Annotated in this window: 23 protein-coding genes and 4 tRNA genes; 18 read left to right on the top strand and 9 right to left on the bottom strand. The window is 63.3% G+C overall.

Translation table 11 applies throughout. From position 1 onward, the window contains the following. The first annotated feature begins 23 nt into the window (after window positions 1–23). From KO538_RS01160 to KO538_RS01110, 11 genes are all read left to right on the top strand, one after another. Window positions 24–1,607 (top strand): sensor domain-containing diguanylate cyclase, encoded by a 1,584-nt coding sequence (locus KO538_RS01160; protein ID WP_219327268.1) that lies wholly within the window; start codon window positions 24–26, stop codon window positions 1,605–1,607. 117 nt (window positions 1,608–1,724) lie between these two features. After that, on the top strand, window positions 1,725–2,261 hold the full coding sequence (locus KO538_RS01155; protein WP_219327267.1) for a hypothetical protein: 537 nt from the start codon (window positions 1,725–1,727) through the stop codon (window positions 2,259–2,261). A gap of 41 nt (window positions 2,262–2,302) precedes the next feature. Further along, entirely contained in the window at window positions 2,303–2,719 is a 417-nt protein-coding gene (locus KO538_RS01150; RefSeq protein WP_219327266.1) for a hypothetical protein, read from the top strand. A 120-nt stretch (window positions 2,720–2,839) separates the two neighbouring features. Beyond that, the gene (locus KO538_RS01145) at window positions 2,840–3,190 is read left to right on the top strand and encodes a hypothetical protein (protein WP_219327265.1); all 351 of its coding nucleotides are present in this window, start codon (window positions 2,840–2,842) and stop codon (window positions 3,188–3,190) included. Between the two features lies 1 nt (window position 3,191). Then, a complete protein-coding gene (locus KO538_RS01140) occupies window positions 3,192–4,550 on the top strand; it encodes a TolC family protein (protein WP_257620114.1) in 1,359 nt (452 codons plus the stop codon). A 2-nt stretch (window positions 4,551–4,552) separates the two neighbouring features. Beyond that, window positions 4,553–5,935 (top strand): multicopper oxidase family protein, encoded by a 1,383-nt coding sequence (locus tag KO538_RS01135; protein ID WP_219327263.1) that lies wholly within the window; start codon window positions 4,553–4,555, stop codon window positions 5,933–5,935. Window positions 5,936–6,100: 165 nt separating this feature from the next. Beyond that, the gene (locus KO538_RS29615) at window positions 6,101–7,756 is read left to right on the top strand and encodes a methyl-accepting chemotaxis protein (RefSeq protein ID WP_219327262.1); all 1,656 of its coding nucleotides are present in this window, start codon (window positions 6,101–6,103) and stop codon (window positions 7,754–7,756) included. A 77-nt stretch (window positions 7,757–7,833) separates the two neighbouring features. Further along, window positions 7,834–8,598 carry a transporter gene (locus KO538_RS01125; protein WP_257620113.1) on the top strand — a complete coding sequence of 255 codons (765 nt, stop codon included), beginning with the start codon at window positions 7,834–7,836 and terminating at the stop codon, window positions 8,596–8,598. A 90-nt stretch (window positions 8,599–8,688) separates the two neighbouring features. Then, window positions 8,689–9,186, top strand: a complete 498-nt coding sequence (locus KO538_RS01120; RefSeq protein ID WP_219327261.1) for a hypothetical protein — start codon at window positions 8,689–8,691, stop codon at window positions 9,184–9,186. A gap of 15 nt (window positions 9,187–9,201) precedes the next feature. Further along, window positions 9,202–10,500 carry an NAD(P)/FAD-dependent oxidoreductase gene (locus KO538_RS01115; protein WP_072453008.1) on the top strand — a complete coding sequence of 433 codons (1,299 nt, stop codon included), beginning with the start codon at window positions 9,202–9,204 and terminating at the stop codon, window positions 10,498–10,500. A 165-nt stretch (window positions 10,501–10,665) separates the two neighbouring features. Next, window positions 10,666–11,160: a hypothetical protein gene (locus KO538_RS01110; RefSeq protein ID WP_219327260.1), complete on the top strand. Its 495-nt coding sequence runs from the start codon at window positions 10,666–10,668 to the stop codon at window positions 11,158–11,160. A 51-nt stretch (window positions 11,161–11,211) separates the two neighbouring features. On the opposite strand, the gene KO538_RS01105 is transcribed toward KO538_RS01110, so the two are convergent. Together KO538_RS01105 and KO538_RS01100 are read right to left on the bottom strand one after the other, a co-directional pair. Continuing rightward, window positions 11,212–11,727: a DUF6265 family protein gene (locus tag KO538_RS01105; protein WP_070301993.1), complete on the bottom strand. Its 516-nt coding sequence runs from the start codon at window positions 11,725–11,727 to the stop codon at window positions 11,212–11,214. Window positions 11,728–11,804: 77 nt separating this feature from the next. Next, window positions 11,805–12,518 carry a sensor histidine kinase gene (locus tag KO538_RS01100; protein ID WP_034754990.1) on the bottom strand — a complete coding sequence of 238 codons (714 nt, stop codon included), beginning with the start codon at window positions 12,516–12,518 and terminating at the stop codon, window positions 11,805–11,807. Between the two features lie 282 nt (window positions 12,519–12,800). On the opposite strand from KO538_RS01100, the gene KO538_RS01095 reads away from it, so the two are divergent. Then, window positions 12,801–13,196 carry a hypothetical protein gene (locus KO538_RS01095; RefSeq protein WP_034754991.1) on the top strand — a complete coding sequence of 132 codons (396 nt, stop codon included), beginning with the start codon at window positions 12,801–12,803 and terminating at the stop codon, window positions 13,194–13,196. Between the two features lie 74 nt (window positions 13,197–13,270). Here the strand turns inward: KO538_RS01095 and KO538_RS01090 are convergent, their stop codons facing one another. Both KO538_RS01090 and KO538_RS01085 read right to left on the bottom strand, forming a co-directional pair. Next, window positions 13,271–14,260, bottom strand: a complete 990-nt coding sequence (locus KO538_RS01090; protein ID WP_072453016.1) for a diguanylate cyclase domain-containing protein — start codon at window positions 14,258–14,260, stop codon at window positions 13,271–13,273. Between the two features lie 305 nt (window positions 14,261–14,565). Continuing rightward, window positions 14,566–17,073 carry an ATP-binding protein gene (locus tag KO538_RS01085; RefSeq protein ID WP_219327259.1) on the bottom strand — a complete coding sequence of 836 codons (2,508 nt, stop codon included), beginning with the start codon at window positions 17,071–17,073 and terminating at the stop codon, window positions 14,566–14,568. 425 nt (window positions 17,074–17,498) lie between these two features. On the opposite strand from KO538_RS01085, the gene KO538_RS01080 reads away from it, so the two are divergent. From KO538_RS01080 to KO538_RS01065, 4 genes are all read left to right on the top strand, one after another. Beyond that, window positions 17,499–17,575, top strand: a tRNA-Arg gene (locus KO538_RS01080). 82 nt (window positions 17,576–17,657) lie between these two features. Next, window positions 17,658–17,734 (top strand) — tRNA-Arg (locus KO538_RS01075). Window positions 17,735–17,812: 78 nt separating this feature from the next. Then, window positions 17,813–17,889, top strand: a tRNA-Arg gene (locus KO538_RS01070). 160 nt (window positions 17,890–18,049) lie between these two features. Then, window positions 18,050–18,126, top strand: a tRNA-Arg gene (locus KO538_RS01065). Between the two features lie 55 nt (window positions 18,127–18,181). Here KO538_RS01065 and KO538_RS01060 read toward each other — a convergent pair. After that, window positions 18,182–19,057 carry an AraC family transcriptional regulator gene (locus KO538_RS01060; RefSeq protein ID WP_219327258.1) on the bottom strand — a complete coding sequence of 292 codons (876 nt, stop codon included), beginning with the start codon at window positions 19,055–19,057 and terminating at the stop codon, window positions 18,182–18,184. A gap of 115 nt (window positions 19,058–19,172) precedes the next feature. On the opposite strand from KO538_RS01060, the gene KO538_RS01055 reads away from it, so the two are divergent. Together KO538_RS01055 and KO538_RS01050 are read left to right on the top strand one after the other, a co-directional pair. Beyond that, complete coding sequence (locus KO538_RS01055; RefSeq protein ID WP_219327257.1) at window positions 19,173–20,144, top strand: phytanoyl-CoA dioxygenase family protein; 972 nt, start codon at window positions 19,173–19,175, stop codon at window positions 20,142–20,144. 82 nt (window positions 20,145–20,226) lie between these two features. Next, entirely contained in the window at window positions 20,227–21,372 is a 1,146-nt protein-coding gene (locus KO538_RS01050) for an alpha-hydroxy acid oxidase (RefSeq protein ID WP_219327256.1), read from the top strand. A 40-nt stretch (window positions 21,373–21,412) separates the two neighbouring features. Here KO538_RS01050 and KO538_RS01045 read toward each other — a convergent pair whose 3' ends face one another. The 4 genes from KO538_RS01045 to KO538_RS01030 form a co-directional block, all read right to left on the bottom strand. Then, on the bottom strand, window positions 21,413–22,117 hold the full coding sequence (locus tag KO538_RS01045) for a hypothetical protein (protein WP_139143480.1): 705 nt from the start codon (window positions 22,115–22,117) through the stop codon (window positions 21,413–21,415). A gap of 120 nt (window positions 22,118–22,237) precedes the next feature. Continuing rightward, entirely contained in the window at window positions 22,238–22,744 is a 507-nt protein-coding gene (locus KO538_RS01040; protein ID WP_219327255.1) for an ATP-binding protein, read from the bottom strand. A 253-nt stretch (window positions 22,745–22,997) separates the two neighbouring features. Continuing rightward, window positions 22,998–23,738, bottom strand: coding sequence for a CPBP family intramembrane glutamic endopeptidase (locus KO538_RS01035; RefSeq protein ID WP_219327254.1), 741 nt, complete (start codon window positions 23,736–23,738; stop codon window positions 22,998–23,000). Between the two features lie 35 nt (window positions 23,739–23,773). Then, the gene (locus KO538_RS01030) at window positions 23,774–25,357 is read right to left on the bottom strand and encodes a sensor domain-containing diguanylate cyclase (protein WP_219327253.1); all 1,584 of its coding nucleotides are present in this window, start codon (window positions 25,355–25,357) and stop codon (window positions 23,774–23,776) included. Between the last annotated feature and the right edge of the window lie 79 nt (window positions 25,358–25,436).

Raw genomic sequence — 25,436 nt, 5'->3', positions numbered from 1 at the left:
CTTTCCAATTTCTTGCCGACCCCATGTGGACTAAACCTGTTCTGCGCATGAATCTGCGCCGTTTGATCGTGCTCGTGGCCTTTATCAGCGCCCTGGTGTCCCTGGCCAATACCTTCTATGCCAGCTACAGCGTGCAGCGCCAACTGCTGATCGATACGACCCTGGAAGCGAACCACGCGTATGCGAGCAAGCTGGCCAGCACGGCCGAGGATTTCCTGCAGTCGGCGCGCCAGCAACTGGCCTACAGCGCCGGCAGCCTGCCATCGCGCATGGGCGACGACGCCTGGCTGACGGACGAGGCGCAGCGCCTGCGTTTGCAAACGAACAGCTTCAATTCCGTGCTCATCGTCGATGCGGACGGCAAGGTGCTGGGCGTGTCGCCGGAAACGCTGGCCCTGAAAAACCGCACGCTCGACTCCGTCGGCGCCGTGCAGGCGCTGCGCGAACGGCGCCCGCTGGTGACGCAGCCCTACGTTTCCTCGGCCGGCAACCTGGTGGTCTTCATTTCGCATCCCATCATTGGCAAGGATGGCCGCTACCTCGGCTATGTGGGCGGCAGCATCTACCTGAAACAGAAAAACATCCTGTACACCATGCTGGGCCAGCATTACTACCGCGACGGCTCCTACCTGTACGTGGTGGACCAGAACCGGCGCCTGCTGTACCACCCGGACCCCGAGCGCCTGGGCGACCTGGCCGGGAAGAATGACGTCATCGACACCATCGTCGCGCAGCAGGGCGGCGGCAACCGGCGCATGCACAACAGCCTGGGCGTGGACATGCTGGCCGGCTACGCCGTCATGCCGTCGACGGGCTGGGGCATCGTGGCGCAGCGTCCCACGGCCATGACCCTGGCCCCGCTGAACCAGCTGATGGCCAACACGGTATGGCACTCGCTGCCGATCGCCTTGCTGAGCCTGCCATTCATCTGGTGGCTGGCCAGCCTGATTTCACGCCCCCTGATGCAGCTGGCCGACGGCGCGCGGCGCATGGATGCGCCCGGCACGGCCGAGCACATCGCCGGTATCCGTGCCTGGTATGTGGAGGCGGCGCAAATCAAGAAAGCCCTGCTGAAGGGCTTGGCGTTGTTGCAGAACAAGATCGGCAAGTTGAAGACCGACGTGCAGACAGACCCGCTGACAGGCCTGTCGAACCGGCGCGGCATGGCGGCGGCGCTCGACGTCTGGCAGGCGCAGGCGCGGCCGTTTTCCGTCATCGCCATCGACATCGACCATTTCAAGCAAGTCAACGACCAGTGGGGCCATGCCGTGGGCGACGACGTCATCCTGCGCCTGGCACAGCTGATGCGCGCCTGTTCGCGCGATGCCGACGTGCTGTGCCGTACTGGCGGCGATGAATTCATCATGCTGCTGCCCGACGCCGACCTGGACGCGGCCCTGCAGGTGGCCGAGCGTTTGCGCGCCAGGGTGGCCGCCGCCGTGATTCCCGGCGCGGGCGCCATTACGGTCTCGCTGGGCGTCGTGTCGTCGGAACAGGAGGCGGGCAAGGTGGGCGGTGCGGACGCCGTGCTGCTGGCTGCCGATGCCGCGCTGTACGTGGCCAAGGAAAACGGACGCAATTGCGTGGGCATCACGGAGCCTGCCTGATAAACTGATCCGCTATTTTCTGTTGCATCTGAGCCTGTCCGCTTTGCCCGCCAGCGCTTACCATGTGACCCTGATCAGCTACAACGAGGACAACGGGCATGGCAGGGATGGATATTGATGACGTTTGAGCAAGCACCTGGCATCCGCTGCGAAGTCGCTGGACAGCCGCACCCGCTGTCCTTCCTAGGCTGCCGCGGACTCAACTATGGCCAGCACAGCGTGCTGCCGCTGCATCCGTTCCGCCTGAGCGTGCCGGAAGCGGCGCTGGCGCCCCTGCTCGACGAGCCGTTCAACAGTTTTATCCAGACTTGCCGCGAGGACGACCTGCAGGACGAGGAAAGCGACTTGCCCGAGCTGATGCAGGCCGGCTATCCCGACATCACGGCCATGCTGGCGGGCCACCGGCCGCTGCTGGCCGAAATGCTGTATGACTTCATGATCAGCGATTTGATGGACGCGATCGGGCGAGCCAGCGGCTACCGGAACCAGGTTCCACGCTACTGGGGCGACGTGGAGGCGGCGGACAACCGCGCGTATTTCATCGTCAATGAAGTGGAGACAGTCTCTTTTGCCGATGGTCAGGTCATCTTCGAAGGGCAGGGCTACTACGGCACCTACGTCATCTGGCTGACGCACGGCTACGTCCGTAAATAGGGGCTTGACCTTCCTCGTGTGGGAAGGTTTATAGTTGTGTCATGAACCGTGCCTTTTTCCGCTTTCTCGCCCGCTCGCTGCTCTGGTTGCTGGCCGTCACGCTGCCCTTGCAGGGCTTTGCGTCGGCCATGCGCAGCTGCTGCGTGGATGAGCTGGCGGTCGCTGTCACGGTCACTGCTGCCGCAATGGAGGCGCCCCCGTGCCACGACATGGCGGATATGCAGATGCAGGACCAGCCGATGAAAATGGCCATGGACGATGGCGGCGACACCCATCACGGCCACGATTGCAGCAACCACGGTGCGTGTACCGTGGGCGCCACGGCGCCGCCCGGCATGCCTGCCTTGCACGCCTTGACCCTGCGCGCGCCGACTCCGGCGCTGGCGCCCGATTCCCTGTTCGCCGGGCATATTCCGCTTGGTCCCGAACGCCCCCCGAGAAGCACGCGCTCCGCCTGACCGCCCGTTGAACCTGGCGGTGCGGCCGTCGCACGTCCCAGCATCCTGAGCCTTGCACCGGCCGCGCCAGCGTTCCAGTCGCGCGCCCGCCGCGCCATACCCTGTCATTCAAGGAATACCATGAAACACCTGTTCAGCCTCGCGCTGGCTGTGCTGCCGCTGGCTGCCGCAGCGCAGTCCCAGCCCGCCCCGCAAGAGGCGCAAGCATCCGTGCCGGCCACCACCTACCGCTCCGCCTTCGCCGGCTACCGTCCCGCCGCCGAGGACGAGGCCACGCCCGACCAGACCTGGCGCGCCGTCAACGATAAAGTCGGCAAGGCCGGCGGCCACATGGGCATGATGAAAATGGATGGCCACAAGATGGATGGCCACAAAATGGAAGGGCACAAGATGCCGATGGCCAAGCCCAGCTCCAAGCCGGATGCCAAGCCCGCCCCGCAACATCAGCACCACCAGCATGAAGGACACTGACATGACGCGTTTCAAGAACCCGTATGGCCTCACGCCGGTGGCCCTGGCGGCCGTCCTGCTGCTCAGCGGCTGCGCCAGCTTCAGCCAGGATGGCGGCATGCAGACGGTCTCCGCGCTGGCCGACGCCCGCACGGGCGCCCCGGCGGCGCTGGCGGACAAGGGCGGCGAGGACAAGCTGACGCAATTGCTGGCCCAGCCCCTGGACGCCGACAGCGCCGTGCGCATCGCCCTGATGAACAACCACGGCATGAAGGTGGCGCTGGCCGAACTGGGCGCGTCCGAATCGGACCTCGTGCAAGCGGGGCGCTTGCGCAATCCCGGCCTGTCGTTCGGCCGCTCGCACGGCAGCCACGGCAATGAAATCGACCGCGGCGTCAGCTTCGACCTGGCCGGCCTGCTGACGATGCCGATGCGCGTGAACATCGAGCGGGGGCGTTTCGAGCACGCCAAGCTGCAGGCCGCCAGCAGCGCCGTGCAACTGGCATCCGACACGCGCCGCGCCTACTTCAACGCCGTGGCCGCCGTACAGACGGAAGCGTTCATGCAGCGCGCGCTGCTGTCGGCCGAGGCTGGCGCCGAACTGGCCACGCGCTTGCAGCAGGCGGGCAACTGGAGCCGCCTCGACCAGGCGCGCCAGCAAGTGTTTTATGCGGACGCCGCCGGCGACCTGGCGCGCGCCCGCCACCAGGCATTGGTGACGCGCGAGCACCTGACGCGCTTGCTGGGCCTGTGGGGCAAGCAGACCAGCTTTACTTTGCCATCGCGCTTGCCCGACTTGCCGGCCCAGGCGGCGGACGCGGGCAATATCGAGGCGCAGGCGATGGAGCAGCGCCTCGACGTGCAAAGAGCGAAACTCGACGCGCATGCGACGGCCGATGCGCTGGGCCTGTCCAAGGTGACGGGCTTCATCAATGTGCTCGACGTGGGCTACACCAACAAGAGCAGCAGCGAGGCGCCGCGCGAAAACGGCTATGAAGTGTCGCTGGAACTGCCGCTGTTCGACTGGGGCTCGGCGCGCAATGCGAAGGCGCAAGCCTTGTACGAGCAGTCGCTGCAGCGCACGGCGGGCACGGCTGTCAAAGCCCGCTCGGAAGTGCGCGAAGCGTATTCGAGCTACCGCACGGCCTACGACCTGGCGCGCCACTACCGTGATGAAGTCGTGCCGCTGCGCAAGACGATCTCGCACGAAGTGCTGCTGCGCTACAACGGCATGCTGGCCAGCGTCTTCGAGCTGCTGGCCGACGCGCGCGAACAGGTCGCCAGCGTCAACAGCGCCATCGAAACCCAGCGCGATTTCTGGATCGCGCAAACCGAATTGCAGTCAGCCATCAATGGCAGCGGCCCAGCCAACAAGGAATAATGATGATTACACGTAGAAACTTTTTCATGAATGCGGGAGCCGTCGCCCTCAGTGCCGCAGCGGTGAGCCGAGTCGGTGCGGCCTCGTTGCCGGAAGCCGTCAGCATGGCTGGCGCCGACACCAAGGCGCCGCCACCGCCGCCGAACGGGCGCCCGTACAATCCCGTCGTCACCCTGAACGGCTGGTCCTTGCCCTGGCGCATGAACAACAACGTCAAGGAATTCCATCTGGTGGCCGAACCCGTCGTGCGCGAACTGGCGCCCGGCATGATGGCGAATTTGTGGGGCTACAACGGCCAGTCGCCAGGTCCGACGATTGAAGTGGTGGAGGGCGACCGCGTGCGCATCTTCGTCACGAATAAATTGCCGGAACATACGAGCGTGCACTGGCACGGCCAGCGCTTGCCGAACGGCATGGATGGCGTCACTGGCCTGACCCAGCCCGGCATCGCCCCCGGTAAAACTTTTGTGTATGAATTCGTTGCCAAGCGGCCCGGCACCTTTATGTACCACCCGCATGCCGATGAAATGACGCAGATGGCCATGGGCATGATGGGTTTCTGGGTGACGCACCCGAAAGACCCGAACTTCATGAAGGTGGACCGCGATTTCGTCTTCTTGCTCAGCAACTACGACATCGATCCCGGCAGCTACACGCCGAAGATCATGACCATGACGGATTTTAACTTGTTCACCTTCAACAGCCGCGTCTTCCCCGGCATCGACCCGATGGTCGTGCGCCAGGGCGACAAGGTGCGCGTGCGCGTGGGCAATCTGACCATGACGAACCACCCGATCCACATGCATGGCCACGAATTCGAGGTGACGGGCACCGATGGCGGCTGGACGCGCCCCGAATCGCGCTGGCCCGAAGTGACGACCGATATTGCCGTGGGCCAGATGCGGGCCGTGGAGTTTACCGCCACGGACCTCGGCGACTGGGCTTTCCACTGCCACAAATCGCACCACACGATGAATGCCATGGGACATGACGTGCCCACCATGATCGGCGTTGACCACCAGGGCGTGGCGGCGAAGATCAACCAGCTCGTGCCCGGCTACATGGTGATGGGCGAACGGGGCATGGCCGACATGGGTGAAATGCAGATGCCGATTCCCGACAATACCCTGCCGATGATGGCCGGAGACGGCCCCTTCGGCGCCATCGGCATGGGCGGCATGTTTACCACGGTCAAGGTACGCAAGGACCAGAAACCGGGCGACTACCGCGACCCGGGCTGGTACAAGCATCCGGCCGGCAGCGTGGCCCATGAATGGACGGGCGCCTTGCCGGCACCCGTGCGCGGCCAGGGCGCGGGCAAGCCGGCCACAAAAAGCGGCGTCGAGATGACGGTGCGCAAGCCGGGTGGGCACAGCGGGCATTGATGCGCCCCCTCCCGGGGACTTGCTAACACGGCAAGCCCCGGGGTGTGTTGCTTCAAATCAATGAATTGTTGGTTAGTGACAATCCGAGCATTTTAGTGACTGTTTTTTCCTTATATTCAAGTCATACGCTTGAATTATTGGCTATCGTCTTGCCTAGGAGGAAACATGTTGAATCAAATGAAAGTGGGGACGCGCCTGCTCGCGGCCTTCTTTTGCGTCGCGCTGATGGGGGCCATCGTGGCCGGCATCGGCATTTTCAACATGGGCAAGATCGATACCATGGCGGGGCAGATGTACAACCATGAGTTGCTGGGACTGTCGTACATCAAGGAAGCCAATATCGCCCTCATCAAGGTGGGCCGCGCGCGCAGTAATTTCTTGCTGGCTACCACCAGCGAAGAGCGCGCCGGGCGCCAGGCCGATATTGCCAAATACCTGGAAGAGAACAAGAACAACCTGGCCAAGGCCCAGCCGCTGTTCGTCACGCCGGCCGCCAAGGAGCTGTTTGCCCGCTTCGCCACCGTTGAGGCCGAGTATGTGAGCGCCTTGCAGCAGTCGCTGGCGCTGGCGGCGGCCGAGCCGCTGGCGCAGCGCAGCGCGCAGCTGACGGCGCTGCTGGCCAAGACGCGCCAGCACGCCGATGAGCTCGATGGCGTGCTCGATAAATTGTCATTGCAGAAGGAAGCGCGGGCCAAGGCGGCTGCCGAGCAGGCATCGGGCGTGTACCAGGCCAGCCGCAGCTTCATGATCGCGCTCGTGCTGGGCAGCGTGGCGGCCGGCCTGGCGCTCGGAGCGCTGATCACGCGCGGACTGACGCGCCAGCTCGGTGGCGAACCGGCGTATGCCGTCAAGATCGCTGGCGCCATCGCCGAGGGCGACCTCACCGTCGAGATCCGCACGGCCAGTCACGACAGCGCCAGCCTGCTGTTCGCCATGAAAACCATGCGCGACAAGCTCGTGGGCATCGTCAGCCAGGTGCGCTCGGGCACGGACACCATCAACACGGCCTCGGGCGAAATCGCCCAGGGCAACCTCGACTTGTCGTCCCGTACGGAAGAGCAGGCCAGTTCGCTGGAAGAGACGGCGTCGTCGATGGAGCAGCTGACGTCGGCCGTGCGGCAGAACGCGGACAATGCGCGCCAGGCCAATGCGCTGGCCGGTGCCGCGTCCGACGTGGCCGGCAAGGGCGGCGCCGTGGTGGGGCGGGTGGTGCAGACGATGGAATCGATCAATGCGTCCTCGCGCAAGATCGTCGACATCATCAGCGTCATCGACAGCATTGCCTTCCAGACGAATATCCTGGCCTTGAACGCGGCCGTGGAAGCGGCCAGGGCGGGCGAGGAGGGGCGCGGATTCGCCGTCGTCGCAGCGGAAGTGCGCAACCTGGCGCAACGCTCTGCCAGTGCCGCCAAGGAAATCAAGACACTGATCGGCGACTCCGTCGAGCAGGTGGAAATCGGTTCCAGACTCGTGCATGACGCGGGCAAGACGATGGATGAGGTGGTCACCAGCGTGCGCCAGGTGGCCGACATCATGCAGGAAATCACGGCCGCCAGCGCCGAGCAAAGCGCCGGCATCGAGCAAGTCAACCAGGCCGTGCTGCAGATGGACCAGGTGACGCAGCAGAACGCGGCCCTCGTGGAAGAGGCGGCCGCGGCCGCCGAATCGCTGCAAGACCAGGCGCAGACCTTGACGGAACTGGTGGGCGTATTCCGCCTGCATGCCCAAGCGCAACAGATGGCCGTGCCGGCGGCCAGCAACGTCACGCCGCTGCGCCGCTCAGCGCCGGCCGCCAGGCAGGACGTGCGGCGCCTGGCCTGATAACGGCGGGCCCGGGCGCAATCGGCGCGGCGGTGGTAGGCTGTCGCTATTGCGCGTTTGCCACTTCCGGATCTTTCATGCCGTCTCCCCGCTTGCTTTGCTTATCCTTGCTGCTGTCCCTGGCGCCGCTGGCGCAGGCGCAGCAGGGCGATCCTGTCCTGCCTTACCGGCCTTCCGTGGCCAGTCCGGCCCAGCTGCCCGTGCCGGGCCAGCTGGAATTCGAGGCCGGCGGACTGCTGTCGAAAACGGGCGACACGCGCCGCGCCAGCCTGCCTTACGCTTTCAAACTGGCGTTCACGCCCGAATGGGGCGTGCTGCTCGAAGGCGAGGGTGTTGTGCGCGCGCGCGACGGCACGGGGCGGCGCGAGACGGGCGTGGGCGACACGACGGTCGTGCTCAAGCGCGCCTTTTTGCTCGACAGCGCCACGGCGCTGGGCCTGGAGCTGGGCTGGAAGTTGCCGACGGCCAAGGACAGCATCGGCAGCGGCAAGAGCGACGTGTCGCTGAACGGTATTTTCAGCCGCGACCTGGGCGCCGTGCACGTGGATGCCAACCTGAACGCCACGCGCCCGGGGGCATCGGACCCTTGCGCGGGCAGGGTGCAAACGGGCTGGGCGACCTCTTTTTCCACGCCCGTCAGCGGCCGCTGGGGCGCCACGGCGGAAGTGTCGGGCACGCGCTTGCGTGGCGCGGCGGCCACGGCGCAGCTGCTGCTGGCCGCCACCTACAGTCCCACGCCACGGCTGGCCATCGATATCGGCATGGCGCGCGGCTTGACGGCGGCGTCGCCGGACTGGTCGCTGTTCAGTGGTGTGGTCGTGCCCTTGGGCAAACTGTGGTGAGATTGCGACGGAGTTCCTTATGTGTCCTTGCGAACAAACAGTTAGTCACACAAGGTCTACAATGACGGCATAACTAAAAGGAGTGTCACCATGAAAACCCTGATTCTTGCCGCCGCTTTGCTGTCGGCAGCTACCGCCGCCGTCGCCCAAGTCGGCGTCTCCGTTACCGTCGGCCAGCCAGGCTTTTACGGACGCCTCGATATCGGCGACTATCCCGCGCCGCAATTGATCTATGCCCAGCCCGTCATCGTACAGCGCCCGCAATACTATTCGGCCCGTCCGATCTATCTGCGCGTGCCGCCCGGCCATGCCAAACACTGGTCCAAGCACTGCCGCAAGTATAATGCCTGTAACCAAGAGGTATATTTCGTCCAAGATAGTTGGTATAACAACCAATATGTGCCCCGTTACCGCCAGCAGCATGGCGACCATGGCCGTCCCGATTACGGCGACCGCGGCCGTCACGACTACAAGCATGATGACAAGCGCGACAAGCATGAAGGCAAGCGTGACAAGCATGATGACCATCCGGGCAAGGGCCATGGCAACGGCAATGGCCGCGGCAACGGCAACGGGCACAGGGATTAACAGGCAGGAGGATATTTGCATAGTAAAATCGTTATCGTAGGAGGAGGTGCGGGCGGCCTGGAGCTTGCCTGCAAACTCAGCCGCAAGCTCGGCCCCGGCCAGGTCACCCTGGTCGACAGCCGCCTGTACCACATCTGGAAACCGTCGCTGCATGAAGTGGCGGCCGGCACCCTGGACATTCATCAAGAGGGCCTGTCGTACCAGATGCTGGCGCATGACAATGGTTTTACCTACGTCTATGGTCCCTTGATCGCGCTCGACGCCGGCTCGAACAGCCTCACCGTGGGCGCCATCGCCACGGACAAGGACGAGCAGCTCTTGCCGCAGCGCACTGTCAGCTATGACCAGCTGGTGCTGGCCGTGGGCAGCACGTCGAATTACTTCGGCGTGCCCGGCGCCAAGGAAAACACGATTTCCCTCAATGCCACGGAAGACGCGGAACGTTTCCGTCTGACCCTGCTGAAACTGCTGGCCATGGCCGAGCAGCGCCAGGGCGACGCGGGCCATCCCGGTGTCGACATCGTCATCATCGGCGGCGGCGCCACGGGCGTCGAGTTGGCGGCGGAATTGCGCGAAGCGAGCGGCGTGTATGCCGCGTATGGTTTTCAGAATCTCAACGCCATCAAGGATGTACGCATCACCCTGCTCGAAGGGGCGCCGCGTATCTTGGCACCGCTGCCCGAGCGCGTCTCCATTGCCGCCTCGAAACTGCTGCACCAGCATGGCATCACCGTGGTGACCGATACGCGTGTCACCACGATCGAAGCCGACAAAGTGACGGTGGCCAGCGGCACCAGTTATGCGGCCGACATCTGCGTGTGGGCCGCCGGCATCCGCGCGCCGGAATTCCTCGCCACTTTGGGCTTGCCGACCAACCGTTCCGGCCAGCTGGAAGTGACGGGTATGCTCAACGTGCAGGGCCATGCGAATATTTTCGCGCTGGGCGACTGCGCCGCCTGCACGGGGCCGGACGGCAAGCTGGTGCCGCCGCGCGCCCAGGCTGCCCACCAGCAAGCCGATTACCTGCTGAAAACCTTCCTGCTGCAAGCGAAGGGCAAGCCGCCGCAAACGAAACCGTACGAATACCTGGACTACGGTTCGCTCGTGTCGTTCGGCCGCACCACCTCCGTCGGCACCCTGATGGGATCGCTGAAGGGCCTGAGCTGGTTCGTCGAAGGCTTTGTCGCGCGCATGATGTATGTGAGCCTGCACCTGATGCACCACAATGCCGTGCTGGGCAGCGTGCGCACGGCCGTCATGGCCATGGGCCGTTTCCTGATCAAGCGCAGCACGCCGCAGGTCAAGCTGCATTGATGTGCGGTAAGTAGGGAAATCCAACGGGGCCGCAAGGCCCCGTTTTTTATGGCAGCGTACGCATTGCGCGAGTGGCGCTGGCCGGGAACCGCAGCGCCGTCCCGCGGTCATAACAAGGGCAAGCACACGCGCCATGAGCGGACAGCTTGATGAGGGGAGGCAGGCATGCCATCACGCTTACTGCAAGTCATCGCCCTGACCCTGGCGGCCCTGGGGCTCGCGCCGGGTGCCGCCCATCTGCTGGAACTGCCCGTCAAGCTGGCGTATCCGCCAGCCCTGTATGCGCAGGTGACAAGCACGCTGTATGCCCTGTTTGGCCCGATAGGGGGCGCCGTGCAAATGGCCGCCATGGTGACCGTGGCCGTGCTGGCTTTTCGCTCCAGGCGCCTGCCCCAGGGCCGCCTGCTGGCCGCGTCGGCAGCCGCACTGCTTGCCTCCTTGCTGCTGTGGGCTTTCCTTGTCGCCCCCGTCAATGGGGAGTGGGGGAGTAGCGCCGACGTGAGCCAGGCGGAGTTCGCCGCAGCCTATGCGCGTCTGCGTGCCCGCTGGGAGTATGGCCACGTGGCGGCCTTCATTGCCTGGTTCGCTGGCTGGCTGGGCATGGCCGCCGCCTTCACCATGCCGCCTCCTGTGGGTGCGGGCGTTCGCTTGCAGCCTTGACGCAAGAAGGGCCGCAAGATGCGGCCCTGGTTCCTGCCTTGACGCCGGTTGTTATTTGCTGCGCGGAATTGGCGCCGCTTCGCAGCGGCCCCGCGTCATGGGGAAATCGATAGTGGTGAGCTTGCCCTTCAAGGTGCCGGTAATGCTGGCGTGCAAGATGCGCTCGCTGTCGTGGCGGTAGATGATGCGGCTCGGGAAGTCATTGTCCAGGTTGGCGAAGATGAATTCATTCGGCTTGTCCTGGCGCAGCAGGTTGAAGATCACGGGCGGCTGGCCCGACGGCTGCACGATGTAGGCCAGCTGGCCCGGCTCGGTGAGGCGGATCTGCACGAATTCAAACGCCGTCGTCTTGCCGCCCTTGACGGTGCGGCTGGTGCCGAGGATGGTGCCGCCGGCAGCCGTGCTCCATTGTTCTCCGGAACCGGGTTCGGCGCCGTCGACGTTCCAGCAGCCGGCCAGCCAGGCCAGCTTGTCCACGGTTTCCGGCGGCGGCACGGTATTGTCGGCGGCCTGGGCGGTGCCCATTGCCAGCAGCGCTGCCAGCAGGGTGGGGATCAGTCCTTGCATGCGGTCTCCTGTCGTCGAATCGTTTTGCGGTCCGGGGTGCCCCGGCAGTGTTCTGGCTTGATGCGGCCTGGCAAAGACTATTCTTTCGGAGCCACACGCGGCAAGACGACGGTCAGGGCCGTGCCGCCTTGCGGATTGGCCGCCAGGCTCAGGCTGCCACCGAGGTAATGCACGCGCTCGCGCACGGAGCGCAGGCCGTGCTTGCTCATTTCGACGGGCTCGCTGGCGGGCAAGCCCACGCCGTCATCCTTGACGGTCATCATCAGCGCTTCGTCATTGTCGTCGATGATGATGTCCACTTGCGTGGCATTGGCGTGCGCGGCGATGTTGCCGAGCGCTTCTTCCAGGGTGCGCAGCAGGGCCACGCCCACGTTGCGCGGGCAAATCAGTTCATCTTCGGGCAGGCTGCAGCGCACGGTGATGTTGTGCTGTTCGGCAAATTGCGTGGCCAGCTCGCCCAGCGCGACATTCACGCCGAGAAACTCGAGCTTGTCGTTCCACAGCTTCATCTGCATCTGGCGGTTGGTCTCGATCACATTGAGCAGCAATTGCTTCATGGTCGCCGCACGGTCGAGCAGGGCCGCTTCCTGCGGCATCTTTTGCGTCAGCAGCGACAGGTGCATGGTCAGTGCCGTCAGCGACGAGCCGAGGCTGTCGTGCAGCTGGCGCGACAGGGCGCGCCGTTCATTGTCCCAGCTGGTGTTGACATGGCCGAGCAACTCGCTGAGATCGGCGGCGCGTTCCGCATCGGCCTGGGCCGTTTCCTTGTTCGGATCTGTTTGTGCGGACATAGCGCCCCGTGAATGGTGAAAGGTGGACCAAATTCAAGTTGTGGATCATACATGATGATTTCATCGCGGGGCGCATGGATGGAAAATTTCTGTCTTTTCGGCAATTTTGATCTCCTTCCATCACTTTTATATTGTAGGCAATATTATCGTTTGCGCCAGCAGCTGCCGTTCCTGCCGTTACGTACGGCTGCGCACATACCGGGGCGCCGCACACTGCCATAGTGGTGTCATGCATTTTCTCCATGCAGCACAGGCCCGCTTACCGAAACGAAAGGACATGCCATGAATATCGATACCATCGTCGACCAGGAATACGCCGACAAAAGCTTCCGCGACATCGTCAATGCGCCCATCAGCGCCCTGCGCGGCGTCAGCCCGAAAGATGCCAAGGCCTTGCAGCAAGCGTTTGGCGTGCACACCGTGCGCGAACTGGCCAACCTCAATTTCGTCAAATGGGCCAGCGCATTGGCCATCCTGGCCGATGAGGAGGGCATGAGCGGCGAAGAGCGGGCCAAGGAAGAGCTGCTCGACGACGCCGTGGAAATGACCTTCCCCGCCAGCGACCCGATTTCCGTCGATGCCGGTATCACGCGCATCGAAGTGCCACCCGAAACGGTCGATGCGCAAACGGACCACCAGCACGCGGGCCAGCATGAGGCAGCCGCTGGCAAGAAATAACGCATCCTGCGCATAAAAAAACCGGCTGGCCGTGAAGGCTTGCCGGTTTTTTTGCGTACTGTGCGGTAAGAAACTCAGGCGATCGACGGGATGTTGTTTTTTTGCATGTTCACCTGCGTCTGCGCGGCGATCACCTCGTGCGGGATGCAGCAAAAGCGGTTCTTGCCGGCGCGCTTGGCTTCGTACAGGGCCGTGTCGGCCGCGCCCAGCAGCGAGTCGACGGTGCTCGCGTCGTCCGGGTAGATGGCGATGCCGATGCTGGTCGACAGGCGCAGGGTCAGGTCGTTGATGAAATACGGCTCGGAAATGACTTCGATCAGCTTGGCGGCCGGTTCGCGCGCGTCGCCCTTGCCGGCCAGGTTGCCCAGCACGATGACGAACTCGTCGCCACCGATACGCGCCACCGTATCTTCCTTGCGTGAGGCGCCCACCAGGCGGGCCGCCACCATTTTCAGGATTTCATCGCCATAGCCGTGGCCGTAACTGTCGTTGATGGCCTTGAAGCCGTCCAGGTCCAGGTACAGGATGGCCGACTTGCCGCGGCTGCGGGCCGATTGCTGCAAGGTATGCTCGATGCGGTCTTCGAGCAGGCGCCGGTTCGGCAAGCCCGTCAGCGGGTCGTGCAGCGCCAATTCCTGCTGCTGCTTGCTGTATTGCGCCAGTTCCTTGTACAGCAGGCGCACTTCCAGCATGTTGTGGATGCGCTTGTGCACTTCCATCAGGTCGAAGGGTTTGCTGATGAAGTCGCGCGCGCCCGCTTCCAGGGCGGCGATCTTGAAACTCGGTTGGGCCGTCAGGGCCAGCACGGGCAGGTAGCCGCCATGCTCGATTTCCTTCAAGCCTTTCATGACCTGGAAACCATTGAGTTCCGGCATTTGCAGATCCAGCAAGATCAGGTCGTAGCAATGCTCCCGGTGCAGGGGGCAAACCTGGGCCGGACGCATGGTGGCCGTCACATTGGTATAGCCGGCATCGCGCAGGATTTCCAGCATCAGGTCAACATTGTCGGGTGAATCATCGACGACCAAAATTTTGGCTTTCAAAATCTCATCTTGGCTGGGCATGTAAGGTCTCGGTTATACGGTCTATGCAACGCTGGCTTCTACCGCAGATGATAGGCTGACGGCTGTGGAAAGATAGTAGCGCCTTGCAACAAGATAGGGCGCACAACAGCGCATGAGTTCGCTTCTGCCGTTCTCGCCGGCCAGGGCCGCCGTCTCCGGCCTGCCGTGCAGGTGTGCTTCTGCATTTCAGTGTAGCAAACTTTCGCTTAGTTGCTTGTAGGACAGTGCCGCGTCTGAAAGTAGGAAGGCTAACCCATGAAAATAGTCATTTTGTACTGCACTATGTATTTCTTTGCATCATCTTTTTAGGGTGGTATATTGCGGCCCTGTTCAGGGCGAGGGGAAGTTCCGCGCTGCGCGGCCAGCTGCGCCACGGCCGCCAGCAGTTCGGCCGGGTCTATCGGTTTCGAGATCCAGGCCTGGAAGCCGCTGGCCAGCGCCCGCTGGCGGTCCTGCGGTTGCGCGAACGCCGTCAGCGCCAGCGCCGGCAGACTGGCCGCATCGGGCGAGGCATGTGCGCGGATTTGCGCCAGCAAGTCGAAACCGTCGGCGTCGGGCATGCCGATGTCGCTGACCAGCACATGCGGGTGCACCTGTTCCAGCAGTTGCAGCGCTTGCGCCACGCTGCCCGCGCCATGCACGTCGGCGTGGCTGTCGCGCAGGATGCGCGCCGTCAGTTCGCGCGCATCGGCCTCGTCATCGACCAGCAGCACCGTAACGCCGCGCAAGTCGTGGCTGGCGGACAGCTCGCCGCCCTTCGGGCGCGCCAGCGCGGCCCGCGTCCCCAGGGGCAGGCGCACGGTAAAGCTGGCGCCCTGCATGTCGCCGGCGCTGCTGACCGTGACCGTGCCGCCATGCTGCTCCACCAGGTGCTTGACGATCGCCAGCCCCAGCCCCAGGCCGCCATGGCGGCGCGTGGTGGAGGCGTCGGCCTGGCGGAAGCGGTCGAACACGTGGGGCAGGAAGTCTTTCTTGATGCCGACGCCGTTGTCGGCCACCGTGATGGCCAGGCGGCTCGCCTCGCGGCGCACGCCGATCTCGACCCGACCCCCTTGCGGCGTGAACTTCAGGGCATTCGACAGCAGGTTCCAGATCACTTGCTGGATACGGCTGGGGTCGCCCGTGATGGTGCCCGCATCGCTGGCGATGTTGCTGTGGATGGCGATGTGCTTGGCGTCGGCCGCCGGGCGCAGGGTTTCGATGGCCGAGGCGATGATGCTGGCGGGTACGATGGTTTGCAGGTCCAGCAGCACCTTGTCTGAGGTGATGCGGCTCATGTCGAGCAAGTCTTCGATCAGTTGCGCCTGCGCGCGCGCATTGCGTTCGATGCTTTGCAGGCCCCGGTGCAGGTCGGCCTGGTCGCGCGTGCCGCGCCGCAGCACCTGGGCCCAGCCCAGGATGGCCGACAGCGGCGTGCGCAGTTCGTGCGACAGGGTGGTGAGGAAATCGTCTTTCAGCTGGTTCGTGCGCTCGGCGTCGGCGCGCGCCTCGCGTTCGCTGTCTAGCAGCACCTTGCGCTCTTCGGCGGCGCGCGTGGCGGCCGCGTACAGGCGCGTATTGTCGAGCGCGACGGCGGCCTGGGCCGCGATGGCCGACACGATGCGTTCGCTGCGCGCGCTGAACATGCCCGCTTGCGGATGGCCGAGCAGCAAGCGCCCCAGCAACAGGCCCGAGCGCGAACTGACGGGCAGGCTCAGGCAGCTGCGCAGCGGCGGCGCGCCGCCGGCGCTGGCGTCGGGCGCGGCCAGCAAGTCGTTCTGGCGCATGGCCGCTCCCTGGCGCAGTTCCGTGGCGATGGCATCGGCCTCGCGCAGGCTGATGCCGTTGACGGCGCGTGCCGATGGCAGGGGGGCGACGCTGTCGTGGACCTCGCCCGCATCGTCATAATAAAAGGCGCCGAAGCGCGCGCCGCTGATGCGCGTGGCCGCATCGACGGTTTCCTGCAGCAGGGCCGGCAAATCGAGGGTGCTGGCCAGGGCCGCGCCCGTATTGTTGAGCAACTCGAGCACGCGCGTTTCATCGCGCAAGGCTTCCTGCGCGCGCTTGACCTGGTCGACGTCGGTGCTCGTGCCAAACCAGCGCAGCAGCTGGCCTCCCTGGTCGCGCACGGGATTGGCGCGCGTCAGGAACCAGCGGTACTGGCCGTCGGCGCCACGGATGGGGAACTCCATTTCGAAGGGCGTGCCATCGCGCAAGGCGGCCTTCCACGCTTGCAGCATGGGCGGCAGGTGCTGCGCGTCATAGGCGATGCTCCAGCCGTCGCCCGCCATCTGCTCGGCAGTGGTACCCGTGTAGTCGTGCCAGCGCTGGTTGTACCAGGCAATGGTGCCGTCGAAGCTGGCGATCCAGGCCAGTTGCGGGATGGAATTGGCCAGCGCGCGCAAGTCTTCCTCGCTGTGGCGCAAGGTTTCCTCGGTCGCCTTGCGCTGGCTGATGTCCTGGATATACGTGGTCAAGCCGTCGCTGGAAGGGAAGATGCGCACGTCCAGCCAGCGCCCCAGCGGCGGATACAGCAGTTCGAAACTGCTGCTGTGCTGCTGCGCCATGGCGCGCCGGTACTGCGTTTCCAGTTCCGTACCCAGCAGGTCGGGGCAGGCTTGCCACAGGTTCTTGCCCGTCAGGCTCGCGCCGGGCGCGTGCTGCGGCGCCAGCATGGCGGCGCCGCGCGTATTGAGGTAGCGGATGGTCCAGTCGCGGTCGAGCAGGCAAAAGCCGTCGGTAATACTTTCCAGTAAGTTGGACAGGCGCTCGTCGGAGAGGCTCAGCGGCGCTGATGGGGGAAGCAGGTCTTGCTCGCGGTCATGCTTGGCCATCGGAAATCCTGCAACAGTGAGTCTGCCGCACGGGCACTTGCCCCGCCGGGCCGCCGCTAAGCTCAGTTAAATAGGTCATGATGCTCAATGCCCGCCGTCATGCATTAGGGGAGGCACAAACGCCCCTGTCTGGCTGGTATTGTAGCCCCAAGCGGCGCGCCGCCACCGCACGCTTGCGCGCCACCTGCAGATAGCACTGGACAGGCTGGAAAGCAGTCCCTATAATCCCGCTTCTTTCGAGACAGCAACTTCTCGATTCGCTGGGCGCCACTGTGAAAGCAGAAGTGTCCACCGATAAAAAGGCGTGCGCTTTTTGGCAGTGAAAAGGTAGTCGATCATGCGGGGCGGTATTCTGCAAAATCAGCTAAGCGATTGAAAAATCGAACTTTTCAAAGCGAAATGAATACGCTATAATGTTTGCCTGCGCGGCTGTAGCTCAGCTGGATAGAGTACTTGGCTACGAACCAAGGGGTCGTGGGTTCAATTCCTGCCAGCCGCACCAGAATACTGAAAATCAGACTTTGCCTGGTTTTGTTGTAACAAGTTTCACCTCCATGTTGTTGATGGAATGTTGTAGAAGTTTTGCGGCTGTAGCTCAGCTGGATAGAGTACTTGGCTACGAACCAAGGGGTCGTGGGTTCAATTCCTGCCAGCCGCACCAGTATTGCCAAGACGGAGTTCGCTTCGTTTTGATGAAAGTTTCAAGCTTCGCGCCGTCCGGCGAAGTGTGTCAGAGTTTGCGGCTGTAGCTCAGCTGGATAGAGTACTTGGCTACGAACCAAGGGGTCGTGGGTTCAATTCCTGCCAGCCGCACCAGTATCAGCAGTAGTGAAAAAACCCGGAAAGTTCGCTTTCCGGGTTTTTTTTCGTCATCACGGCGCCTTCGCAGCGACCATGCTGGCGGCCTGGGCAATTGTGAAATATCCGCACGGCGCCCTTTGCCATTCTGCAAAGCCCTGCTATAATCTTGTCTTAGGCGGCTGTAGCTCAGCTGGATAGAGTACTTGGCTACGAACCAAGGGGTCGTGGGTTCAATTCCTGCCAGCCGCACCAGAATATTGGGGGTCAGATTGTAAAATCTGATCCCCTTTTTCGTTTCCGAACGGATTTACGCCAAGTCTTTGGCGCCGCGCCGGTATTGCAGGCGAAACGTGCGCGGCGTGACGTGCTTGGCGGCGCGGAACTGGCGGTTGAAATGCGCGAGGTTGCGGTAGCCCGCCTCTTGCGCGATGACGGCAATGGCGAGATTGCTTTCGATCAGCTGTTGGCAGGCGCGCCCTATGCGCAGTCGCGCCAGATACTCGCCCGGCGTGCAATGCGCGTGGCGCTTGAAGCAGCGGTGAAACGCGCCCAGCGACAGGGCGGCCCGCTGTGCCAAGGTTTCCAGTGCGATCTCTTCCCGGAAATGCGCGTGCATGAAGTCAAACACGATGGCCATGCGCTTTTGCTGCCCATCGGCATGCATCGGCGCCTGTGCTGTCGAGGCCAGCGGCCGCGCGGCGCCATCGCCCGCCAGCTCCAGCAGCACGTCGAGCAGCAGCGGCAGGCGCTGCGGCACAGGCAGGGCATTCAGTTGCAGCAGTTGATGGGCGCAGCGCGCGCTCGTGTCCGCTGAAAAATGCAGGGCCGGGCCGGCGCGGGCAGCCAGCTGCCGCACGCCGTGCAACTCCGGAAAACAGGCCGCCAGCTGCTCCACCCACTCGAGCGAAAACCACACGACGACGGCCAGCATCGGTTGCGCGCTGTCGATGCGCTCGCTGGCCGACCACGTGTGCGGCAGATTCGGCCCCAGCAGCACCAGGTCGCCCGGTTCGAAGTCGCCCAGATGGTCGCCGATGTAGCGCTGCCCCCGCGCATTCACGGTCAGGGTCAGCTCGAATTGCGGGTGGTAATGCCAGATGAAGGGAATGGCATCGAGTTCGCGCCACAGCAAGCCCCAGGAGTGGCCCGTCGGGATCGTGACTTGTTCGAATAAAGGCGTCATCGTGACGTTTATTAGCTATGGATGATCAGGATAGTATCAGTATTGGTCGCTCCGCACGCATTTCCCTCTAATCTTCCGTCGCACAATCTGTCTCACACCAACACAGGAGACAGCGATGCAAGACCAGGTTCAGTATGTAAACCCGCAGTACGGCGAAGACCGTCCCGGCAACCCGTCCGTGGCCTACACGGAACAAACCCAGTTGCGCGACATCCAGAAACAGCTGCCGCTGCGCGTGCTGTCCGACAGCGACTTCTTGCACTGGCAAACCTACGGCTACGTCATCGTCAAGGATGCCGTATCGCCCGAGCAGGTGCGCCGTACAACGGACTTCCTGTGGGAATTCCAGGGACTCGATGAGAACGATCCGGCCACCTGGAACCGGGACCAGTTGCGCGACCACGCGATGAAGGAACTCAACGGTTCCGGCATGGTCGAGGCGTATCACAACCAGACCCTGTGGGACAACCGCCAGACCCAGCGCGTCTATGACGCCTTTGTCGACATCTGGGACCGCGAAGACCTGTGGGTGACCATCGACCGCGCCAACCTGAACACGCCGAACAATGGCAAGCGCAAGTTTGGCGGCTTCATCCACTGGGATGCCGACACCACGCTCGACCCGCTGCCCGTCAACGTGCAAGGCGTGCTGGCCCTGTCCGATACGTCGCCCGAGAGCGGCGGTTTTCAATGCTATCCGGAATTGTTCAACAACTTGCTGGCGTGGCGCAAGACGGTGCCGGCGGATCGCAATCCATGGCAGCCGGACCTGGCGACGGTGCCGTATCCGATGGAATTCATCGCCATGAAAAAAGGCGAGTTGCTGATCTTTAACAGCCTGCTGGCGCACGGCATCCGCCCGAACACGTCGACGGACCAGGTGCGCCTGGCCCAATACATTTCCTTTACGCCGGCCCAGGAAGACAATCAGTCCTTGCGCGACTGGCGCGTGCAAAGCTGGCGCGAGCGCAGCGCGCCGCAGGGCTATGCGTTTCCCGGCGACCCCGAGGAAAAGGAAAAGCTGCGTTATCCGCAAGCGCGCCTGACGGAGTTGGGCGAGAAAATCCTCGGCGCACGCGCTTGGTAAGTGTGGCGGCATTGCCTGCCGGATAGACAATTGCAGGCAAATGCACGATCATGGCTTGACTTGCCATCGACCGAGGAAACGCATGAGTATCATCACCAGCATCGAAGACTTGCGCGTGCTGGCCCAGAAACGGGTGCCGCGCATGTTTTACGACTACGCCGATTCCGGCTCCTGGACGGAGTCGACGTACCGCGCCAACAACAGCGATTTCGCCAAGATCAAATTCCGCCAGCGCGTGGCCGTCAACCTGGAGAACCGCAGCCTGGCCTCGACCATGGTGGGCCAGCACGTATCGATGCCGGTGGCCCTGTCGCCCACGGGCTTGACGGGCATGCAGCATGCCGATGGCGAAATCCTCGCGGCCCAGGCGGCCGAGCGCTTCGGCGTGCCGTTTACCCTGTCGACCATGAGCATCTGCTCGATCGAGGACGTGGCGGCGAACACGACAAAGCCGTTCTGGTTCCAGCTGTATGTGATGAAGGACCGCGAATTCATCAACCGCCTGATCGACCGCGCCAAGGCGGCCAACTGCGGCGCGCTCGTATTGACCCTGGACTTGCAGGTGCTGGGCCAGCGCCACAAGGACTTGCGCAACGGCCTGTCGGCGCCACCGAAGCTGACGATTCCGAACATCCTCAACATGGCCACCAAGCCGCGCTGGGTGGCGGGCATGCTGGGCACGAAGCGGCGCGGTTTTGGCAACATCGTCGGCCACGCCACGTCCGTGTCCGACATGTCGTCGCTGTCGGCATGGACGCAGCAGCAGTTCGACCTGAGCCTGTCGTGGGCGGACGTGGAATGGATCAAGCAGCGCTGGGGCGGCAAACTGATCATCAAGGGCATCATGGACCCCGAAGACGCGCGCCTGGCCGTCGAAAGCGGCGCCGACGCGCTGATCGTCTCGAACCACGGCGGTCGCCAGCTCGATGGCGCGCAATCGTCGATCGAAGCCTTGCCCGCCATCGTCGACGCCGTCGGCAGCCAGATCGAAGTGCACATGGACGGCGGCATCCGCTCGGGCCAGGACGTGATCAAGGCCGTGGCCCTGGGCGCGAAAGGCGTGTACATCGGCCGCCCGTTTTTATACGGCCTGGGCGCCATGGGCGGGCCGGGCGTGACCAAATGCCTGGACATCATCCGCAACGAGCTGGACCTGACGATGGCCTTTTGCGGCTTGCGCGACTTGCAGCAGGTGGATAAAAAGATCCTGCTGCCGGGCACGTTTTAAGGCCAGTGGGGCGGCAATTGCCTGGCCGTGCTGTCACGTATCAGCGCCGGATGGAGGCCAGTCTGCCATTTGTGAAAAGCAAGGAACGCCTGCTTTCGTATAGCCACTCTTCGTGCGCGCCGGCCGCATCGGATTTTTTGTGCATGCTGACAGGTTTTCCCCAGCCGGAGGCGCGTACCTGCTTCGCGCTCATGCCAATGTTGACGTCGCCTTTTGCTCGCAGGGCGGTCTCGAAGATAATTTCCAGGATGCCTTCTTTGGCCTCTGCTATCTCGATATCTTTGGGCGGCGAGGTGAAAAGATACTCGACAAAATCCAACCGCGAGCGTTTGGCCGGATCGTAGACATTGCGAAATAGCGTCAGCGGTCCCGGCCTGGACTCGAATAGATAGAAGGAGAGTTCCAGCGCCGCGTCCTTGTCATCTTCGAAGACGATCCGCGCATAGTGCCGGAAGTCTTTATCTACATAGCTATGCACGGTGAAACTCGTCGTTTCCGTGACGACAAACTTTTTTCCAGCGGGATTCCCGTCCTCGTCCAATTCCTGGAACTCATAGCGCGAGATGGCTTGTGGATTGGGAACGATCCAATACCTGGTCTGTTTCAAGGACTCAAGCATCAATTTGGCCGCTGCCTCGTTCTTTGTCCGCGCGGCATCGACCGGCGCATATTGCGCCTGTGCGGATCCAGCCAGCAAGGCAAGCAGAATGGCCAGGCCGCTGCCGGCGAACTTCATTATTTTCACGGAGTGCTGTCCTGTTTCTTATTGTGAGACCTGCAGAGTATCAGCCGAAACGAAGACATGTCAAAAAAAGCATCCTGGTCGAAAGTACACAAGCTCTTGCCGACAGCCAGCCAGGAAACATTAACGGCTTGTTTGAACGATGTAAAAACCTTCCGAAGCATCGGGCGGCACGAAGTGGCGCGTGATGGCGTCAAAATCAGCGTCGCTGGTGGAAAACGGGTGCAACCCGCTTTCATTGCGCTGGCGCAAGCGCGCCTTGCATTCTTCGTCCGGCACGTCCAGATAGTGCAGCACGTGCGCCACGTCCGCCTGCTGGAACAGCTCGCGCATCCAGGCGCGGCTGGCCGGCGTATTGGCGGGGAAATCGAGCACGACGGACACGCCCGCCTGCAGCATCTGAAGGGCCAAAGGAGCGATGGCCGCACGCAGCCGCGTAGCGCACGCCACGTAATCGGCCAAGCTGGCGATCTGGCCCGGATACAGCTGCGCCAGCAGGCTGTCTTCGCTGATGCGCACGGTCTGTGGCGCGCTGGCCAGCCGGGTTGTCAGAGTGGATTTTCCGGACGCGATCTTGCCGCAGACGAGGTGCAGGGTGGGGGAAGCGGGGGTGCTGGAAGTTGGGGGCATGGTCGCTCGCTAAAAAAGAAATGAAACCTGCGAGACGGTTTGACCAGTGACTGCACATCAAAGCCGCCTCTCAGGCGGCTTTGGCAATCACACTGCTGCTAAGCCACCATCGTTGGAATGGCGGCAATAATCGATGGCAGGGGAGGGAGTGGCGATTGCATGGGGCAACGATGCCATGCGATGGGCCGCGCTGTCAAGCCTCCCTTATGCGCGGCCATTTTCTTGGTCCATGGATGGAAAGCTTGTCGCGACATTATGGCTGCGGTTGCGATATGGCCGCGCGCTGGCTGGGCCGCAGCAGGTAGACGCCATACAGGCACAAGGGCAGCACGGCCAGCAGGGCGATATACGGCAGGATGGACGCGCCGTCTTCGGCCGGGTTCGGCAAGGTGGCCGTCACCAGTGCGTAATCCCATATCCCATGCACGAGTACCATCGGCCATATCGAACGGGTGCGCAGGCGGATGGCCGCATAGCCGACACCCTGCAAGGTGGCGGCCACAGCTTGCCACAAGGCGCCGCTGACGTCGCCCGTGGCCAGGCCGTTGGCCGTATGGGCCAGGCCGAACAGCGCCGAAGAAATCAGGACGGCCGGCCAGACGGCGTAGCGGTCCAGCATGCCCTGCAGCAAGATGGCGCGGAACATCAGTTCTTCCGAGATGGCCACCAGCGCCGCATTGCACGCGACGATCAGCAGCACGCGCGGCTGCGGCCAGCCGCCGGCCCAGGCCAGCAACAGCATCAGCAGCGCATACAGCAGGGGTGGGCAGACGAGCCACAGCGTTTTCCACGGCTGCGGCGCGCACAAGCCCGCTTCGCGGCGCTGTCGCGACGCCAGCAGCAGCGCCAGCGCGAACAGTGCGGCCAGCGCCCACGACAGGCCGATACGGCCGGTGACGGCTGCGCCCGGCAAGGCGTAGCCGGCGGCTTCCAGCCAGCGGCCGCCCATGCTCAAGCCCAGCCAGACGGCCAGTGCGATGAGGGACAGCGGCATGGTGAGAGCGATTCTTTTCCCGGACATAAGCGGCCTCATGCTGCTGCTACGCCGCCGCTGACGCGGTTGCGGCCCGTGTTTTTCGACTGGTACAGCAAGGCGTCGGCCTCGCGTATCAGCTCGCTGCTGTCCGTGGGGCGGTCTTGGCCAGGCTGGACCGTGGCCGCGCCCAGGCTGACGGTCACGACTGCGTTCGCGCTGGCCGCGTGGGGAATCTGCAAGCCTTCCACGGCCGCCCGGATGGCTTCGCCGACTTCCAGTGCGCCAGCCGCGCCCGTGCCGGGCATGATCACTGCGAACTCTTCACCTCCGTAACGGGCCGCCAGGTCTTCGGCCCGGCCGACGCTGCGCGCCACGGCGCCAGCAACTGCCTGCAGGCACTCGTCGCCTGCCACGTGGCCATACTGGTCGTTGAATTTCTTGAAGAAATCCACGTCCAGCATGATCAGCGACACTTCATGCCCGCTGCGCTGGGCGCGCTTGAGTTCATGCGCCAAGGTCTCGTCGAAACAGCGGCGGTTGGCCAGCCCCGTCAAGCCATCCTGCGCCGCCCGCGCCGCCAGGTCCGCATTGGCGTGCTGCAACTCCGTCGTGGCCACGCGCAGGCTGGCTTCGATACGGTCGCGTACGGCAATCTGCCGCATCAGCTTGCGGAACAGGTAGATCAGCGCCGCGCCTGCCGCCAGCGACGCCAGCACGATTTGCATGCTCAAGCGCTGCCATTCGGCGAAAATATCTTCCTCCGATAGTCCCGCCGCCACGATGACGGGAAAGCGCTGCAGGTGGCGATAGCTGTACAGCCGTTCGATTTCGTCCACCTTCGCCGTCATCATGGCCGTGCCGACAGGCCCTTTTTCGCGGTAGGCGCGCAGGACTGCACCCGACGAAATATCCATGCCGATGACGCCGGGCTGGAATGGCCGGCGGTAGATCAAGGTGCCGTCGTCGAGGGCAAAGAAGGCCGTGCCCGTATTGCCAAGGTTGAGGCTATCGTAGATGCGTTCGAAGGAGGCGAGCCCCAGGGTGACCAGCACCACGCCCGCAAAGGAACCGTCCGCCAATTCCACCCGGCGCGACACGGGCAACACCCATTGCCCGCTGGATTTGCTGCGCACGGGCGCGCTGATGCGGCTACCCAGTTGCGCATGCGTCTTGTGATAAGTAAAGTAGTCGCGGTCCGCATTGTTGCCGTCCTGCCCGGCGCCGGACGAGCTGGCCAGCCAGTCTCCGCGGCTGTCAAAAATGAAGACGCCGGCAATTTCCACGATATTCTTCGACAGCTGCTGCAGATGCGATTGCAGCCGCTCGCCGGTCGCGTCATTATTGCCTTCGTTGCGGATGTGCTCGACGATATCTTCGAGCATCACATCGGCGACTTCCAGTTCCATGTACGCTTGGGTCGCCAGGGTGCGCGCCATGTGTTCCGTCGTCGCCCTCGCTTCGTGCAAGCGCACTTCGCGCGAAGACCAGACGATCCAGATGGTCATGCCAAGCAGCATGGCGCACATGCAAAAGAAGGCGATGCTGGCCCAGATGATGACCGGCCGCTTGTGCTTGCTCAAGACCTCGGGCTGCGCCGGCATGGCGTCGGTATGTGCTGCTTCTTTTGTTGCGTGCATAGGCGGATCATGAAGTTGCATCTATGATATGGTGAAACATTGCCATACTACATTAAAAAGCAAGATCACAAAGTTGCCA

This window comes from Janthinobacterium sp. NKUCC08_JDC (genome assembly GCF_019345575.1).
Lineage (GTDB): Bacteria > Pseudomonadota > Gammaproteobacteria > Burkholderiales > Burkholderiaceae_D > Janthinobacterium > Janthinobacterium aestuarii.
Note: the sequence above shows the minus strand (reverse complement) of the source record. Positions and strands in the feature narration are given on the sequence as shown.